Source organism: Vibrio sp. 2132-1 (genome assembly GCF_033344315.1).
In genome coordinates this window covers 58,488-73,875 of sequence record NZ_JAWPON010000004.1, presented here as the reverse complement: position 1 = coordinate 73,875, position 15,388 = coordinate 58,488, and the positions used below count along the sequence as shown (strand labels likewise).

Sequence of the window (15,388 nt, the reverse complement as noted above, 5' to 3'; positions counted from 1 at the left end):
TAGTGGTACAGAAAGTGATTTGCCTCTAGGTTGCACAACATAATCTCCATTTCCGATTGTGCGTCTATCATATGCACAACTACAGATAGCTTCAACGCTAATTAGTTGATATTGTAATTAGCTCTCAAAAATGTCCTTGGTTGTTTATAACTCTATAGATGGCAGCTACTTGTGAGTGCATTAAGTTCTTTGAGAACACACCTACAGAAGCTAGTGTGTATTACTTATTCAACATAATTGAAAATTTTGAAAAATTGATTATATTTTGTATGATCTGACATGCATATATCTTTAATGTTTGATTTGTCAATAATATTGTGGGGCGTCTATGTCTGGAAAATTTGAACTTTATAAAGATACAGCGGGAGAATATCGCTTTCGTTTAAAAGCAGGAAATGGACAAAATATCTTAGCTAGTGAGAGCTACACAACAAAACCAAGTTGTGAGAATGGCATTGACTCAGTGAAAAAGAAGGCGCCTGACGATTCAAAATATGAAAGGAAAGAAACAGCGGCTGGCAAATACATGTTCAACCTAAAAGCTGGTAACTATCCAAGGAATCTAAAGCTAGAGGTAAACTTGGCAGAGGTGGTTTAGCTATGTTTGTCATTTTGGGAGCTGTTGCGTTTAATAAGTCTGAATTAAAAAAAGTAAATACAGAGTTAGAAAATCGAAGTGTGCGATTAGTTTCGGGGCTTCATCAATGATTTCAAATATTATTTCTTATGTGCTTGTCACTGTCTTCGCTATATGGTTGTGGAATGATGCTCCAGCTCAACATAGAGATAACCTGTTCTATGTGGCCGTAGTATGTTCTCAAATCGGTTTCTTTATTTATTCTCGAAAGTTAGAGAAACTTAAAAACAGGTTAGACGACTTGGAAAATAAGCACACTCTAGAAACAAAAAACTAACAAGGTATTTAAGAGTGATTTCCAACGCGTGGCATTTTTATGTCATCGTTGGGTTTTGTATTTAAGGCGTATAAGTTAGTGTGGTGGTGACGTTGCTCACACCTTAATGCGGCATTAGTGCGGGTTTGGCGTCGAAGGTCATAAGTTTTGGTATTTATCTGTGTTGGCGCTCGTTTTTACACCTTTCAGTTTGTGTCTTTCATGTTCTTTCCGGTGGCACTATATATGGATTGTTCGCTTCGATTTCATCGTTTACGGTTTCTAACTATTAGCCTACTTCTTTGGAGCTTCTTCGTTTTCGCTGTACTTCCTAAGTTAATCTTGTCGTTTTTCGGGTGTTGCCATAAAAGTGCGATGAATGAATCCTTTTCTAATTTGAAGCCAGTGAAAGTAGGGCAGTTCAGTGCATTTTTCTTCTAGTCAACTCTCGTCCATTAATCGAGTTGAAGTTTTGTAGCTGCCCGTCTCACTTCAGTGTTCAAATTCTTTCATATTATGCCACTTTTCAATATTTTTGAGCGTATAAATAGAAGTGGCGCATGTACGAACAAATTGCTTAAGAGTGATTCGTAACGTGTGGCATTTTTACTTTACGGTGGCTTATGGTGATTAAGGCGCTGTGCGGTAGCTTATTATTGCGTTACTCACACTTTAGCAAGGCGTTAGCATTCATGGAGAAAAAGAATGTCTCACAAAACAGAAGTTCGTTACTGTTCAGATTGCGGTACGGATACTCATCACGTAGTTGTCTTGGTCAGAAAGCCGAGTGCTTTTAAAGGTGCCAAAAATCAGAAATTTAAGGAATTTATAGCAGGCGCGATTAAAGGCTGGGCTCTTGGAGCATTTGTTGCCTCTATGGATGAGTTTGAACGCCACCTAGTTTGTGAAAAGTGCGGTAAAAAGACAGTAGAAGGTTAGCTACCTATATAACGTAGAAAATTTATAGTATAACTTGGTGCTGAATGCTAACAAACGCTTTAAGACGGATTCGCAACGCGCTGCATTTTCACTATGCGTTGGTTTTAGTGTTTAAGGTGGTATGCGGCGGCTTCGGTATTGCGTTGCTCACCCCTTAGCAAGGCATTATTGCCCAGAGGAAAAAATGAAGCATAAACAAAGAGAGCTGTTAGCATATATTGAGTTGGAAAGTGGTACTGTTTTGATTGATATCGTCAAACTGACTCGAAACGGTCGCTCTTATTATTTTCAAGGTAAAAGATGGTTACGCAATCAATATGGATTAGGTTGCGATGATTGCACATCAGAATCTGGGGATAAGCTAAATATTTCCATTTTGAATCGAAGACATGCTCCTAAGTGGATTGAGGGCACAGTGTTGCGTGTATCTGAAAGGGCAAAAGAACGGTATGAATTTTGGCTATCAAATGGGCGCTGACAGCGTAGCCGTTAGCTCAGTGCAATAACAAACTATTCAAGAGGGATTCGCAACGCGTGGCATTTTCATTATGCGTTGGTTTTAGGGATTAGAGTGGTGTGCGGCGGCTTTCGTATTGCGTTGCTCACACCTTCACAGGGCGTTAGCTTTCTTTGGGAGAATGAAATGAACCAATATTTGATCGAACCAGAAGTTCCTGGAAGCTTGGGTGAAAATACGCTGGCAAATTTCGATTTGCATCCACCGACAATAGAAAAGCTACATTTTCAGTTTGATGGTTGGTTAGGTGATGATTTATTGACTTCATTTCCATGCTTTTTAGTCTCTGAGCGTTTAGCCATGGCCTTACGCTCATCGCAGTTGTCAGGATACAATCTGGAAGTGGCTGAAATATCTATTTCTGACATATTTGAAGAACTGTATCCAGAGTGTACATTACCTCGTTTTTCGTGGTTCCAAGTCTCTGGAACCATAGATAAAGACGATTTTAGCGTGACAGATACTGGGCTACTCTTAGTTTCTGAAAGGGCACTGGTTTTGTTACAAAAATATCAACTAAAAAATGCTGACGTCGTAGAGTACGAAAGCTAACAAAGCATTTAAGAGGGATTCCCAACGCTCGGCAGTTTCAGTTCAAAGTTTTAGTGCGGTGTTTATGGCACTATATTTCGGGTTAGGCGGTGAGTTGCTCACCACTTAATGCGGCGTTATACGCAGGGTGAATTTTGCTTCTAATTCCTTGCGTCAAAGGCTCCTTCTCTGTAGCTTATCGCTTTGTTTTATATGCATTAGTTCCTCTTAGTTTTGCTAAATCATTAGGTAATGGACTCCAAGCCTTCATGCCAAAATTCTAAATTTGCGAGTGTTTTGCGTATTTCGGTGATTGCGATCGCTTGTTTCGTTTTATTCCGATCACCTGATCCTGCCGTTTTTCTCTCTTCCTATTTTTACTCTAAGTGATCGGATTGCGCCAGTTTTCTCATCGACTCACCTCCTAGTTCTGTTCGATGACTATTATGTACCAGCCGATCCATGAGAGCGTCTGCGACGGTTGCGTTGCCGATCATGTTGTACCACTCTTTTACAGGTAACTGAATAATGACGATTGTGCTGCTGTTTTGGTAATGATCTTCGAATACTTCCAGAAGATGGCCTGCATGCTCTTGAGTCAGTTTTTCCATCCCCCGGTCGTCAAGGATCAGTAAGGCTTTCTTAGCCTTCGATTGGAGTTGTTTTTGATAGCTGCCATCTAGACGTTCTGCGGTCAGAGCATCAAGCAAGCGAATTAATCGGTAGTACCTGACGGTTTGTTGTTGGTCGAAGGCACTGGTTGCCAGTGCGCAGCCAAGATAGGTTTTGCCTGCGCCTGTTGGGCCTGTGATCAAGATGTTCTGATGCTTGTAAAGATAACTACCCGTCATAAGTTCGCTTATCTGTTGACGATTGAGATTTCGTCCTTCTTTGTAGATGAGTTGGCTTGGCTTCGCATCTACTCTCAGCTTGGCTTGTCGCTTTAGACGTTGGATTTTGGTCTGAGTACGATTCAAGATTTCACTTTCCAGAAGCAGGCTTATTCTTTCCTCGAAGTCCAACTCTGCGTAGGTGCTTAGTTGTTCCTGTTACTGCTCTAACGATTTTACAGCATGGCTCAGGCGGAGAGTTTTGGTTTGGTCGTTCAGTGAGTTCATGTCTTTTCTCCTAGTGATAACAGTTCGGGCCACGGACATTGCTATGAACTAGGTTCGGCGTGCTCGCCTTGTCTTTGCTTAGTTGCCCTTCTCGATTATTTTTCAGTAGATTGCTGATGAAGGTGTAGTTCGGTTTTGTCAGCATCAGCGCATCGTTACAGGCTTGCTTTAAGCGCGATTCGCCATGCGCTTTGTTCAGATTGAGCAGCTCAAGGCAGGAGCGATACGACTGCTCTGGATGAGGCTTGGAGTTGAGCATCTTATTAACGGCTTCTCGCATAGCTGGGCCGATATTGGCTCCCTTAGTTGAGCAGGCGTCCAAGCGACCACTTCTGATGTTGATGATTACTCGGCATGTGCTCTGGTTGGGTGCTGTTTCCGCGCTCTCTTTGGCTGAGTGGATGCTGGGCGACCAAGTTACCTTGATGGTAGATCTGCACGAGACGGTTGTAGGCTTCCAGTTCGACATGGTGACCTACAAGTTGATGTGGCACGAGTAGTGGTGGCGGCGATATTCGATGTGATAATCAGGCCCGACTTTGGCTCGTTTGGTTTAGGTATACAGGTAACGCTGTATTTTTTGTGGGGGGGGGGGAACGGAGGCTTATCGAGTTTGTCGAACAACGCTTTACGACTTGCACCATACTGTTTCATCTCACGTTGGTTTAAGTCGTTCATAAGCTGACGGATGGCGAGATTCAGTTCCTTGAAGGTATGGAAGGTTTGTGTCGTAGCCGCACCATGATCCAGCGCTCTACTAAGAGTTCGGCATTCTCGGCCTTCGCTTTGCCTTTTGGTTTGCAGGGACGAGCTGGCATTACGGCAGTTTGATAGTGATTCGCCAGTTTCTGATAACTCTCGTTAAGCCTTGGCTCATATTGGTTAGCTTTGGTGACCGCGCTACGCAGATTATCGGGAACCAAGTGTTGTGGTACGCCGCCGAGGTGCTCTAACGCATTGGCGCGCCTCTAACCTGTATGACTTACCTTGGCTTGAGAAGGCTTCAACATAGGTGTAATTGGACGCGCCCAAGGTCGCCACGAACACTTCTGCTTCTCGTACTTCGCCTGTGTCAGGATTGACTACCTGAAGCCGAAGCCCACAGTAATCGATAAACAGCTTGTCACCTGCCACATGGAGCTGACGCATGCTGCGCTTTTGGGTTTTGAACCAACGAGTGAAGTGCTCGCAGAACTGAGTGTAAGCGTAAGCTTGCTCTTGATATTGCTCATGATGTTCCTGCCACAACAACATCTTCGTCATACCTTTACGTCTGAGTTCGACTGCGTATTGAATGGAGTCTGGCATGACTTTATCGCGACTGGCTTTGTTGCCGTGATACAGAGCTTGAGTGAGATCAGCATCGCTACAACTTTCAGGTAGAGGCCAACCAAGTTGGCTTTGTTTAAAGCGAGTAAGGAGTTCCGATATGGTGGAAGGGCCGAGTTTAAGGCAAGAAGCGATGCTGCGATTTGAAAGACTGCAGTCGTACTTAAGGCGTAATACCTCTCTTATTTTGTTCATTGGATTCCTCTTTTTGCCATTGTCGCTTCCTTACTTACTTGTTTAAGAAGTAAAGAATAGCGAGCTATTGTTCTAAAAGAGGAAAGGTAGGAATTCGGGCTTTCCGATCGCGGTTTTCGCTATTCCGATCACCAATTTCGGAGTTAGGTTAAAAGTGATCGGATAATCCCGAAATGACTGATCGGAATGTTCCGAAATATGCAACTTGTGAGCTATTTTCGGATAAAGCGACTGTAAACACGCCCCGTTCTGGGAAATGAGTAATGAACTCTTTTTCTTCTTCAGGTGTGAAAGGCGTATCTAATACAGTGTATAAACCTTCAATAATGATGGGGTTGAGGACGTTTGTAATGCCTTCAGCATCACCTAAAGTTACCTGACGTACAATTAAATTCATGCCACTTATCTCCTATTAAAATTAGGGCTGTTTTGTACATGAGTTGGAGACTTGCGGCAACAAGTAACGTCATTAAGTCGTAAAGAATATACCTATTACACTTAAACGGCGGTTAATAGTGCTGATTGTTACTTTAGTATTTCTGATATATCACTTTTTAAGTGACGGCTTAACTTCTACAGAATATTTCCACATCACGACCCCGTTTTCTACAAGATCATAACTCGCGCTTTGACCCTCGGAGTTGAGTACAAATACCGGCATTTCCATCCTTGACGTAGCGCCATCTCGGTTGCATGACATGGTAGCTTCAAGCTGTATGCTATTTTTGCTCGGTTCTGAAAGGGTTCCTAAGTACGTGCAGCCGTCGACAAAACTGGTTTTGCTTTTTCCTTTAGAGGATATTTCAAAAGTCGGAAAAATGAATGTTGATTGAGGCTCTGTTACTACCACATTTACTTGATAGTTCGTCGCTGAAAAAGCATTGAAATGAGCTCCAAGCATAAGTAAGAACAAGATTTTTGATTTCATAAACTCTTCTTTATTTCGATATTACTAGTTTGGTTACGGCGCTATTAAGGTGACCACTTAATCTAAAACTTTACTGCGTAAGCATTAAAAAGGATACAAAGGTAGAGTAGTTGAATATGGTTAATCGGCCGTAAATAGTTTTATTAAGCGATCTTACATACCTAAAAGAGGTAAGTTCTTTCGCTTTTGATAGGTTAATGCTAATTCTAAACAGCTCTTGATTGAAGCTTCTGGCAAAGGAGCTGATAAAGATAGAATTATTGCTCGATTACCCTGAAACTCAAGTGAGTCACTATACAGTTCGCGGAATGTGTCGACGAGCTTAGTTTGGCAATTAAAGAACAGATAATAACGACTAGGCGTTTTCTGTTTCCAATCCATCCTTACCGGGCTACCTGTTTTCACACTGTAGCTTGGCTCTCCCCATTTTAGAGATTCTTCAACTTCCCCCAGTTTTAATTCAGAAGCGATAGTTAAGACGATATTTCGTAGCTCTTCTATCCGAATACGCACATGTTTTGGATACTCATCAAATCTTGCCTTCACTGCATGGTTCATTGGTATCTCCTATAAATAGCGCTGTTTTGGGGTGAAGCCCAAGCGTACTTTGGCTATGTAGCAATTACGTCATAATGTTATTAATCAATAAATCTAGCACATAGCCAAAATACTAAGCGTAAGGGTTTCCCTCGGTTACGTTTAGGATGCTCTGGGTGAAAACATGATGATTGACATGCCAAGCATAGCGACAGAAACCCCCACTATGTCCCAGAGCGTTGGTCGAACGCCGTCGATACACCACAACCATAGAATTGCGACAAAAATATAGACACCACCGTAAGCAGCATAAACTCTGCCAGTAGCGGTAGGATGTAAAGATAGAAGCCAAGCAAACATAGCAAGGCATAGCGCTGCCGGTACCAAAAGCCAAACTGACTTATCTTCCTTTAACCAGAGATAAGGTAAGTAGCAGCCTAATATTTCTGCAATGGCGGTTATAAAGAAAAGCCCAATGGTTTTGACTTCAGTTACTTAAACATTCCTATCTTTATCTACAAATATATGATGCTGGTTAAATGGGCAATTGCTCGGCTCATTACATTTCGCCCAGCTTAATCTTGGATTGAGCCTCACTCACGGTTTGTTTACCGAATAACAAATCCATCATCGAAATGATTCGTTTGTTGTCTTTACCCCATTTATCTGGATTCGCGCTGTTTGGTGCTTTAAATTCAACTTGTCCTACTTTTTCGTTATTTTTGTAGGCTTTGATCTGAGCATCAGCGATAAATGTTCTAAAATCCCAGCTCCAGCGTGATACGTAAGTAAGTGTCAGCTCAGAGCTAACAGGAGGAGTGCCGTCGCTTACGACTGTGCATTTATGGGCGGTATCCAAACACCAGTCTTGCATCGAATCTAAGAAAACATCTCGCGTGGCGTTGTCTTTTACGATGGTGATTTCCTTGCTCTGATTTTCTTTCGAGATTGTTTCTACCGTATACTTTGGTGCCGCACATGCGGCTAATAGAATAGGCAAGCTTAGAATGATGAGTTTTTTGTGCATCTTATGTCTCTTTTTTAAATTTATATATTCAAACAACTTCAAGATACTGAGTTCAACGAGAATAACTAACAAGCATGGCAACAGTTATTAACAAAACCTTTAGAGTCGAAGGGTTTGTTTCGGGAGTATGCCAATGTCTCGAAGCAAAATAATTAGTAAGAGATTGCTATAGCGTTATGTTAACTCTTGAACTTATGTCCGTATCAATGTTCAGAATTCTTCGCATTGAAGTTTTTGAAGTGCAATTCTAACGGAATTTTAAATTGCTGCATAATGCTCAATTAAGAGGAATAGGGGAGCTTATCGTTAAACATAACGTGTAGTTCTGTAAATTGCCCCCTAAGACTAAGCTAAAAGGGCCTAATGTTTTAAAATAGCTTCTTGTCTATTCTGTTGTGTGAGTTTTCAATGTTGTCTCATACTAGCCACTTAAAAGAGCGCTGTAAGAACTTGTCTGCATTATCAAGGACGATTTCACCGTGAGCCATAACCAATATATTAGGTTTCCAAGACAGCAGTTTATTTAAGTGTTTTCGAGCCTCTTGTTTGCTAAACATAAAACTTAGGCGCCAATCCAAAGGCATTTTTCCATTCGGAGCAAGAATACCGGCCCCTTTAGCCACAAACCGCTGCCAGTAGTTAAAGTCCTGGCCAGAAAAATTCTCGACGAGGTCAGTAACAATTAAGGTCTTTGAAAGTCGATGATAAAACACACACTCTTCCATTAATGGAGAGCCAGAAAATAGTTCTTGTTCAACCTCAGAGTTCCAAGCATTACCGCCTTGGTTAAGTGAAGCGTGAAAGTGTATATCACGGCACTTCTTGATGACTTCATCTGTGCCATAAACTTCTGCGCTAGGATAGGCAAATACCCATTCAGATAAGAACAAGTGGTGTAAATGATTAGGAGCGATTAAGTATTTCACTTGGCCTAGATTGTTGATTTGCTCTCTAATCGAATTTGATAACTTAATTGGACTATGAACCCAAAGGCCACCATCAGAAAGCCTAACAATAGTCATACGAGTGGTGTATGGGAGTCCTAAGAATTGGACGGGATCTCCGTCAAATATCCATATCTCTTGGGCTAACTTTTTCATGTCTCTCCAACCGTTAACACTGTATTAAGGCGGCATTTAAGTTACTCAAAAGCTGCCTTGTTGCACAATAAACGCTTCGCTAAGCGTAAACCAAAAATATTAGGTTTACCAAACCCTTATTGAGTGCAGCTGTACATCTTTGAGTATTTTTATACTGAACGAACGTAAAGTAGTTTTAAGAGGATCATTTGACTTGATAGAACAAAACCCCGCTATTTTTGAGCAGGGTTTTGCAATTAGATAAAGGGGCTAACCGATGATGAAGAAGAAAATCGCGGTTGCAACAATACCAATCAACGCATAAGGAAACTGTGTGGTTGCGTGTTGCATTGCTGTACAGCCCGAACCTTGTGCAGATAACACGGTTGAGTCACTAAAGAAACAAGAGTGGCTCCCTGCCGCTGATGCTGAAAGCAGCGCTGCAACGGTTAAGTGTAGAGGAACACCAAGCTGTTCGCCCAAAGGTAGAACAATTGGCATCGCTACTGCAAACGTTCCCCAAGACGATGCCGTTGCAAATACCAACGCGCCCGTAATCATAAAGATAATCGCCGGGAAGTAAGACGCTGACAGGTAAGGGCTGACGGTCTCAATGACATACTGCGTGACGCCCAATGAGTCGTTGACCGATTTCAACATGAAACCACCAATAACGGTCGCAAGCGGCAGTAGCATAACCTTAATGCCATCATAAACAGCTTCGAACATGTCGTTCATCGAGATCAGTTTTTGTGCGCCGTAAAAGCTAATAGTAAAGATTAACGCGACGAAAACACCAGCAAGTAGATCGATACCAAAATACCAACTTGCGGCAACAAGTACGATCATTGGTAACAAGAAGTTGACAAGGCCCATGGTTGGGTTGGTATGTGCAGATACATCGGGACCAAAGTCGACATCTGTTGCACCGTCTGGACGAACTTGACCATTCTTCGCACGCTTTTCTGCCTTTTTCATCGCACCTAGATCTGGGATCTTTTCCATTGCAACCAGCAAAACAATCACCAGCGTTACCCAGCCGTAAGCCATGTATGGAATAGCTTCAATGTATGCTTTGATACCATCTCCCGCTTCTGCTACTCCGTTTGCTTCTAGCAACGAACTGAAGAAAATTGCCCAAGTGGAAATCGGTACGAGGATACAGATAGGCGCGGCGGTTGAATCCACAAGATATGAGAGCTTTTCACGCGAGATTTGGTAGCCGTCCGTAACTTTTTTCATTGAGGAAGAAATTGCAATCGCATTCAAATAATCGTCGATAAAGATCAGAATACCTAAAGCAAAGGTCATCAGCATCGATTGCTTACGGCTTTTTACTTTCGTGACCAGCATGTCGGAGAAGCTTAAGATACTGCCGCCTTTCTCCAAAATAGCAATTAGGCCGCCCATCAAACCACAAACGAGGATGATCCAAGCAATAGTTTCATCCATCATTACACTCATGGAAATATCAACAATCTGTTCCACCGCTTCAGTTGGGTTAAGCAGAAGAACACCGGCAATAGCGCCGCTAAAGAGGGCTTCCACAGTTCGGTGTGTTGTCAGCGCAAAGACCAATACCAACGCCGTTGGTAAAAGACTCATCCATCCGTAGGCTTCGCCTTCCTCATGGTTCAAACCGATTGTGGTAAAAAAGACAAACGTCGCAACCGAGATTAAAGAAACAATAATGTGTTGAGAGTTGATTTTAAGAGGCGCATCCAGCGCCTTGGTCTGCGTAGTCATAAAGTTCATTTCCTTTGTTTATGCCGAGTGCAACATCCAGTCGATTTCCAATGGAGTAATCGCTCGCTCAAATTCTGCGAGTTCACTCTGTTTGCAAGCTAGATACAAATCGATAAAATCTCTTGAGATGTATTGAGCCAGCTCACTGTGCTCCAGTCGCTCTAGAGCTTCTGACATACGCAGAGGTAACTCAATTGCATCATCACTGAGAGTCGGTGGACATTGATCTTTGGTGTAGCTTTCACTCGCTAATACTGCGGAAAGTACTACTGCAGCGAGAATGTATGGGTTAACGTCAGCGCCTGCTATACGATGCTCTATACGGCGATTTTTGCTATCGCTGATAGGCACACGCAACGCAACACCGCGGTGGTTTTCTCCCCAATCGGCTTTGGTTGGGACGTAAGCGCCAGGAACAAAGCGACGGTAAGAGTTAACGTTAGGACAGATTAGGGCCATGGCATCGGATGTTTGTGACAGCATCGCTGCCATGGTTTGATAGAAGAAGGCGCTCGCTTGACCGTCTGGTTGGCTAAAGTGGTTGTTACCATCTGTATCAACCAAGCTGAGGTGAATGTGCATGCCATTACCCGCTTGCTCACTAAAAGGTTTCGCCATAAATGTGGCGTCAAATCCGTGCTGATGAGCGACCTGGCGAATCAAGCGTTTTGCGATGATGATTTCATCACATGCTCGAAGCACATCTTTAGAATGGTTGAAGTTGATTTCGAACTGCCCTGGTGCCGATTCAGATAGGGCTCCGGAAGTGTTTAAACCTTGTTCTAATGCAATTCGATTAAGGTCGGCCAAGAAATCAGCGTAGTCATCTAGTCCATCAAGGTCGTAAACCTCGGTATCTTTTTCTCGAGTTTTTTTCGTGGGGTTAATTGCCGTTAATGGTTCGCCATTTTCGCCGCGGGTTTTGTCTATTAAATAGAACTCCAGCTCGAGCGCGACGCAAGGATATTGGTCTTTAGCATGCAGTGTTTGCAATATAGAAGCGAGAATGTTTCGGATGAACAGTGGGTTAGGGTGCTGCCCGGTTTCATCCATCATACTAAGCAGTAGCTGACCAACTTGTTCTTTTGCCGTCGGCATTAAGGTGCCGCTGATTGGATAGCAGAGATTATCTGGTTCTCCGAGATCTTCTCCCAACCCGGCTGTTTCAACGACGTTACCTTTGGTATCTAGGGTGATGGTCGAAAGGGGGAGGGCAACACCTTTATTCAGTTTTTCTAGAGCATCTATCGGGATGCGTTTTCCTCTTGGGGTGGCATTTATATCGGTAAAGATGAGATCGATAAATTCAATATCGGGCCATTTTTGTTTAAAATTTTTTACTTCCTGTAGATACGATTCCATTTTCTTCTCCAAATAGCCTGACGAGTAGAAATTAGAAATAACCAAATTAACAAATAAATTACAGTACTCTGAGCGAGTTGTTTGTTTTTTAGGTTATTTTTAATTTAAACATGCACTTACACTGTGTTTTTGATGTTTAACGGCTGGTTTTTATGTCTTTCTGTTAACTATTTTGTAACAGTTGGTTTTGTTTTGTTCAATATAATGAGCATAAATATTCAGTTTTGAAGCCTAAAAAGTGCGTCAGATCACGTTGTGACGATAATAATGGTCATCTGTGTTGATAATTTTGTACATGGTTTGTAGGGTTTGTGTTAAATAAATCGAACACGGACATATCATGGCAGATACACACAAACCCATCATTGGTGTGGTTAGCTGCGCTAAAGAGTTGGGTGGCTATCAGATACAAGCGGTCAACGACTTTTACCTTCGCGCCATAAAGGATTTTGGAGGACTACCGATTATGTTGGCTCCCGACATGTCGGGCGATGACGTAACCACCATCCTAGACATATGTGATGGTTTTCTTTTTCCTGGCAGCCACTCTAACGTTGCGCCACATCGATACAATGCAACGCACGAAGAGAGCTACAAAGATGAAGCTCGTGATGAGCTCTCATTCACGTTAATTCGTCATGCGGTTGACCAAAACATTCCGTGCCTTGGTATTTGCCGCGGCTTTCAAGAGATGAATGTCGCACTTGGTGGCTCGTTAAACCCAGCCGTTCATGACTCCGGCTTCAATGACCATCGTGAAGCGCCTGTTGAAGATTTCGAACAAAAATACGCGCCAGCACACGCTGTACTAGTTCAAAAGCAGAGCTTATTTGAACAATGGCTGGTGCAAAATCATTGGGAAAATACCACCTTCTTTGAAGTGAACACACTACACAACCAAGGCGTCGATCAGCTTGCTCCTCTATTACAAGTAGAAGCTAAAGCCCCGGATGGCTTGGTAGAAGCATTTAGTCTTCCTAATCAAAAATTTTTCGTTGGCGTGCAGTGGCACCCAGAATGGGAAGCAAAAACCAATCATTTCTCTCAAATTTTGTTCAATGAATTTATGATGGCTACCTCTCGTTAAACGTTTGGAGCTGTATGAATGGACAATCAAGAGATTGGTAAAAATATTGTTCAGTTACGAAAAAAACATGGATTGTCACAAAGGGAACTAGCCGAGCGCGCTGGTATTACCCACAGTGCAATCTCATCCATTGAAAATGGCAAAGTGAGCCCGTCGGTCAGCTCACTACAAAAAATCGTTAATGTATTTTCTTTATCGTTATCAGAGTTTTTCACTTTTGAACAACCTTCGAACGATGAAGTGAAAGTAGTCATCAAGCCGTCAGATCTTGTGGAAATCGGGAGCGAGACGGTGTCCATGAAACTGGTAACGAATGGCGACAAAGATCAAGTTATCGGATTCTTGATCGAGGAATACGCACCTTATGGAACCACTGGTGCGGCAGAAATCAAACACGAAGGCGAAGAGATTGGCACCGTATTAGAGGGTGAAATCACTCTGGAATATAAAGGGCAATCTCATGTCATAACAGCGGGCGAGTCGTACATTATTGATACGACGAAGCCCCATCGATTTACAAATCACACAGACAAGGCTTGTCGAATGATAAGTGCGCATACGCCAACCACATTTTAGTGGGGGCTTGCCTTGTGTGATCACAAGGAGAGCGTATGAAAACCCAAGAGCAATGGATTGAACTAAAAAACAATCTAAACATCGAAAACAGGGCGTACATTAACGGTGAATACAGTGCCGCTTTAACAGGGCAAACCATCCCGGTAGTTAACCCAGCAACAGATGAGATATTCACCGAAATCGCCCGTTGCCAAAATGAAGATGTTGATCTCGCGGTTTCATACGCTCGCCAAGCATTTCAATCCGGTCAGTGGAGCGAGAGCAGCCCAGCTCATCGCAAAGCAGTGCTTAAACAGTTTGCTGACTTGATTGATCAAAACCAAGAAGAATTGGCTCTGCTAGAAACGCTTGATACTGGTAAACCTATCTCTCACAGCTTCTCAACCGATATTCCTGGCGCAGCAAACTCTTTACGCTGGTACGCAGAAGCGATCGACAAAGTGTACGGCGAAGTTGCCCCAACCGAAAAAGATGTACACGCTTTTATTTCTCATCAATCAATTGGTGTGGTTGCTGCGGTTGTACCGTGGAACTTTCCCCTTTGGCTTGCGTGCTGGAAGCTTGGTCCTGCTTTAGCCGCTGGTAACAGCGTGATTCTAAAACCGTCAGAAAAATCTTCTCTCACCGCGATATTTCTAGGTCAACTTGCTTCTCAAGCGGGATTACCAACAGGCGTTTTCCAAGTCGTTACGGGTTTTGGTCATGAAGCTGGCGACGCGTTGGCGAAACACCAAGACGTAGACTGCATCGCCTTCACAGGCTCGACGCGCATTGCAGGTCAACTGATGGTCAGATCGGGTGAGAGCAACCTAAAGCGTGTGTTTGCAGAAGCGGGCGGCAAGAACGCGAACATCGTGTTTGAAGATTGTGATGATTTAGACCGCGCAGCAGCAGACACCGCCGCAGGGTGTTTCTACAACCAAGGTGAGGTGTGCGTCGCGGCAACCCGCCTGCTTGTTCACGAAAGCATCAAAGAGCAGTTTATAGAAAAAGTTATTCAAGCGTCGAAAGCGTTCACGCCAAAAGACCCAATGGACCCAAGTTCATCAATGGGTGCGCTCATTGACCAAGATCATAAATCAAAAGTGTTGGAATACATCTCGTTAGGTGAATCAGAAGGTGCAAACGTACGTTGTGGCGGCGATGTCGATGGGCAGGGCGCATTTGTTTCCCCAACCATTTTAGACAACGTCGACAACAAGATGCGTGTCGCTCAAGAGGAAATTTTTGGTCCGGTGCTGTGTGTCATTCCATTCAAAGACGAAGCGCAAGCAATTGAGATCGCTAACGATTCGAAGTACGGCTTAGGCGCGGCACTCTGGAGTAGCAATATCAACCGCGTTCATCGCGTAGCAAAACGACTGCAAGCTGGCTCGGTTTGGGTCAACAACTATAACGAAGGTGACATGACGGTTCCATTTGGTGGATTCAAAATGAGCGGAAACGGTCGAGACAAGTCTCTCCACGCGATTGAAAAATTCACCGAAACCAAAACCACTTGGATTCGCCTCCATCCTTAAGCCT

At 43.2% G+C, this 15,388-nt stretch carries 14 protein-coding genes and 3 pseudogenes; 7 read left to right on the top strand and 10 right to left on the bottom strand.

Annotated features, from left to right (window positions below; translation table 11 throughout):
- Window positions 1-328 precede the first annotated feature (328 nt).
- The 4 genes from R8N47_RS05330 to R8N47_RS05315 all read left to right on the top strand — a co-directional run bounded on the left by R8N47_RS05330 (window position 329) and on the right by R8N47_RS05315 (window position 2,901).
- Window positions 329-598 carry a YegP family protein gene (locus tag R8N47_RS05330; RefSeq protein WP_225452469.1) on the top strand — a complete coding sequence of 90 codons (270 nt, stop codon included), beginning with the start codon at window positions 329-331 and terminating at the stop codon, window positions 596-598.
- Between the two features lie 1,000 nt (window positions 599-1,598).
- Window positions 1,599-1,832 (top strand): hypothetical protein, encoded by a 234-nt coding sequence (locus R8N47_RS05325; RefSeq protein WP_033905186.1) that lies wholly within the window; start codon window positions 1,599-1,601, stop codon window positions 1,830-1,832.
- Between the two features lie 184 nt (window positions 1,833-2,016).
- Window positions 2,017-2,310 carry a hypothetical protein gene (locus R8N47_RS05320; RefSeq protein ID WP_033905187.1) on the top strand — a complete coding sequence of 98 codons (294 nt, stop codon included), beginning with the start codon at window positions 2,017-2,019 and terminating at the stop codon, window positions 2,308-2,310.
- Between the two features lie 165 nt (window positions 2,311-2,475).
- A complete protein-coding gene (locus R8N47_RS05315) occupies window positions 2,476-2,901 on the top strand; it encodes a hypothetical protein (RefSeq protein ID WP_064353871.1) in 426 nt (141 codons plus the stop codon).
- 356 nt (window positions 2,902-3,257) lie between these two features.
- Here R8N47_RS05315 and istB read toward each other — a convergent pair.
- From istB to R8N47_RS05265, 10 genes and pseudogenes are all read right to left on the bottom strand, one after another.
- Window positions 3,258-3,998: pseudogene (gene istB / locus R8N47_RS05310) on the bottom strand (IS21-like element helper ATPase IstB).
- Between the two features lie 10 nt (window positions 3,999-4,008).
- Window positions 4,009-5,522: pseudogene (gene istA, locus R8N47_RS05305) on the bottom strand (IS21 family transposase).
- A 193-nt stretch (window positions 5,523-5,715) separates the two neighbouring features.
- A pseudogene (locus R8N47_RS05300) lies at window positions 5,716-5,919 on the bottom strand (histone acetyltransferase); the annotation flags it as partial.
- Between the two features lie 150 nt (window positions 5,920-6,069).
- The gene (locus R8N47_RS05295; protein WP_031780990.1) at window positions 6,070-6,450 is read right to left on the bottom strand and encodes a hypothetical protein; all 381 of its coding nucleotides are present in this window, start codon (window positions 6,448-6,450) and stop codon (window positions 6,070-6,072) included.
- A 153-nt stretch (window positions 6,451-6,603) separates the two neighbouring features.
- A complete protein-coding gene (locus R8N47_RS05290) occupies window positions 6,604-7,008 on the bottom strand; it encodes a DUF1801 domain-containing protein (RefSeq protein WP_031780989.1) in 405 nt (134 codons plus the stop codon).
- 141 nt (window positions 7,009-7,149) lie between these two features.
- A complete protein-coding gene (locus R8N47_RS05285; protein ID WP_213913834.1) occupies window positions 7,150-7,464 on the bottom strand; it encodes a YnfA family protein in 315 nt (104 codons plus the stop codon).
- Window positions 7,465-7,546: 82 nt separating this feature from the next.
- Window positions 7,547-8,014 carry an Sbal_3080 family lipoprotein gene (locus R8N47_RS05280; RefSeq protein ID WP_005385757.1) on the bottom strand — a complete coding sequence of 156 codons (468 nt, stop codon included), beginning with the start codon at window positions 8,012-8,014 and terminating at the stop codon, window positions 7,547-7,549.
- 416 nt (window positions 8,015-8,430) lie between these two features.
- Window positions 8,431-9,114: a DUF4336 domain-containing protein gene (locus R8N47_RS05275; protein ID WP_054574095.1), complete on the bottom strand. Its 684-nt coding sequence runs from the start codon at window positions 9,112-9,114 to the stop codon at window positions 8,431-8,433.
- 249 nt (window positions 9,115-9,363) lie between these two features.
- On the bottom strand, window positions 9,364-10,839 hold the full coding sequence (locus R8N47_RS05270; RefSeq protein WP_005377816.1) for a Na+/H+ antiporter NhaC family protein: 1,476 nt from the start codon (window positions 10,837-10,839) through the stop codon (window positions 9,364-9,366).
- Window positions 10,840-10,857: 18 nt separating this feature from the next.
- Window positions 10,858-12,201 (bottom strand): glutamine synthetase family protein, encoded by a 1,344-nt coding sequence (locus R8N47_RS05265; protein WP_053306915.1) that lies wholly within the window; start codon window positions 12,199-12,201, stop codon window positions 10,858-10,860.
- Between the two features lie 340 nt (window positions 12,202-12,541).
- Between R8N47_RS05265 and R8N47_RS05260 the strand changes: the two genes are divergently transcribed.
- Genes R8N47_RS05260 through R8N47_RS05250 form a run of 3 tightly spaced genes read left to right on the top strand, consistent with a single transcriptional unit; the run spans window position 12,542 to window position 15,384 of the window.
- The gene (locus R8N47_RS05260) at window positions 12,542-13,288 is read left to right on the top strand and encodes a gamma-glutamyl-gamma-aminobutyrate hydrolase family protein (protein WP_005377814.1); all 747 of its coding nucleotides are present in this window, start codon (window positions 12,542-12,544) and stop codon (window positions 13,286-13,288) included.
- Window positions 13,289-13,306: 18 nt separating this feature from the next.
- Complete coding sequence (gene puuR / locus R8N47_RS05255; RefSeq protein ID WP_005377813.1) at window positions 13,307-13,864, top strand: HTH-type transcriptional regulator PuuR; 558 nt, start codon at window positions 13,307-13,309, stop codon at window positions 13,862-13,864.
- Window positions 13,865-13,899: 35 nt separating this feature from the next.
- A complete protein-coding gene (locus R8N47_RS05250; protein WP_053306913.1) occupies window positions 13,900-15,384 on the top strand; it encodes an aldehyde dehydrogenase in 1,485 nt (494 codons plus the stop codon).
- Window positions 15,385-15,388: the final 4 nt, after the last annotated feature.

Excerpts from the sequence above, each read along its gene's own strand:
- R8N47_RS05330 (WP_225452469.1), top strand. The coding sequence starts at position 329 with ATGTCTGGAAAATTTGAACTTTATAAAGATACAGCGGGAGAATATCGC.
- R8N47_RS05325 (WP_033905186.1), top strand. The coding sequence starts at position 1,599 with ATGTCTCACAAAACAGAAGTTCGTTACTGTTCAGATTGCGGTACGGAT.
- R8N47_RS05320 (WP_033905187.1), top strand. The coding sequence starts at position 2,017 with ATGAAGCATAAACAAAGAGAGCTGTTAGCATATATTGAGTTGGAAAGT.
- R8N47_RS05315 (WP_064353871.1), top strand. The coding sequence starts at position 2,476 with ATGAACCAATATTTGATCGAACCAGAAGTTCCTGGAAGCTTGGGTGAA.
- R8N47_RS05295 (WP_031780990.1), bottom strand. The coding sequence starts at position 6,450 with ATGAAATCAAAAATCTTGTTCTTACTTATGCTTGGAGCTCATTTCAAT.
- R8N47_RS05290 (WP_031780989.1), bottom strand. The coding sequence starts at position 7,008 with ATGAACCATGCAGTGAAGGCAAGATTTGATGAGTATCCAAAACATGTG.
- R8N47_RS05280 (WP_005385757.1), bottom strand. The coding sequence starts at position 8,014 with ATGCACAAAAAACTCATCATTCTAAGCTTGCCTATTCTATTAGCCGCA.
- R8N47_RS05275 (WP_054574095.1), bottom strand. The coding sequence starts at position 9,114 with ATGAAAAAGTTAGCCCAAGAGATATGGATATTTGACGGAGATCCCGTC.
- R8N47_RS05270 (WP_005377816.1), bottom strand. The coding sequence starts at position 10,839 with ATGACTACGCAGACCAAGGCGCTGGATGCGCCTCTTAAAATCAACTCT.
- R8N47_RS05265 (WP_053306915.1), bottom strand. The coding sequence starts at position 12,201 with ATGGAATCGTATCTACAGGAAGTAAAAAATTTTAAACAAAAATGGCCC.
- R8N47_RS05260 (WP_005377814.1), top strand. The coding sequence starts at position 12,542 with ATGGCAGATACACACAAACCCATCATTGGTGTGGTTAGCTGCGCTAAA.
- puuR (WP_005377813.1), top strand. The coding sequence starts at position 13,307 with ATGGACAATCAAGAGATTGGTAAAAATATTGTTCAGTTACGAAAAAAA.
- R8N47_RS05250 (WP_053306913.1), top strand. The coding sequence starts at position 13,900 with ATGAAAACCCAAGAGCAATGGATTGAACTAAAAAACAATCTAAACATC.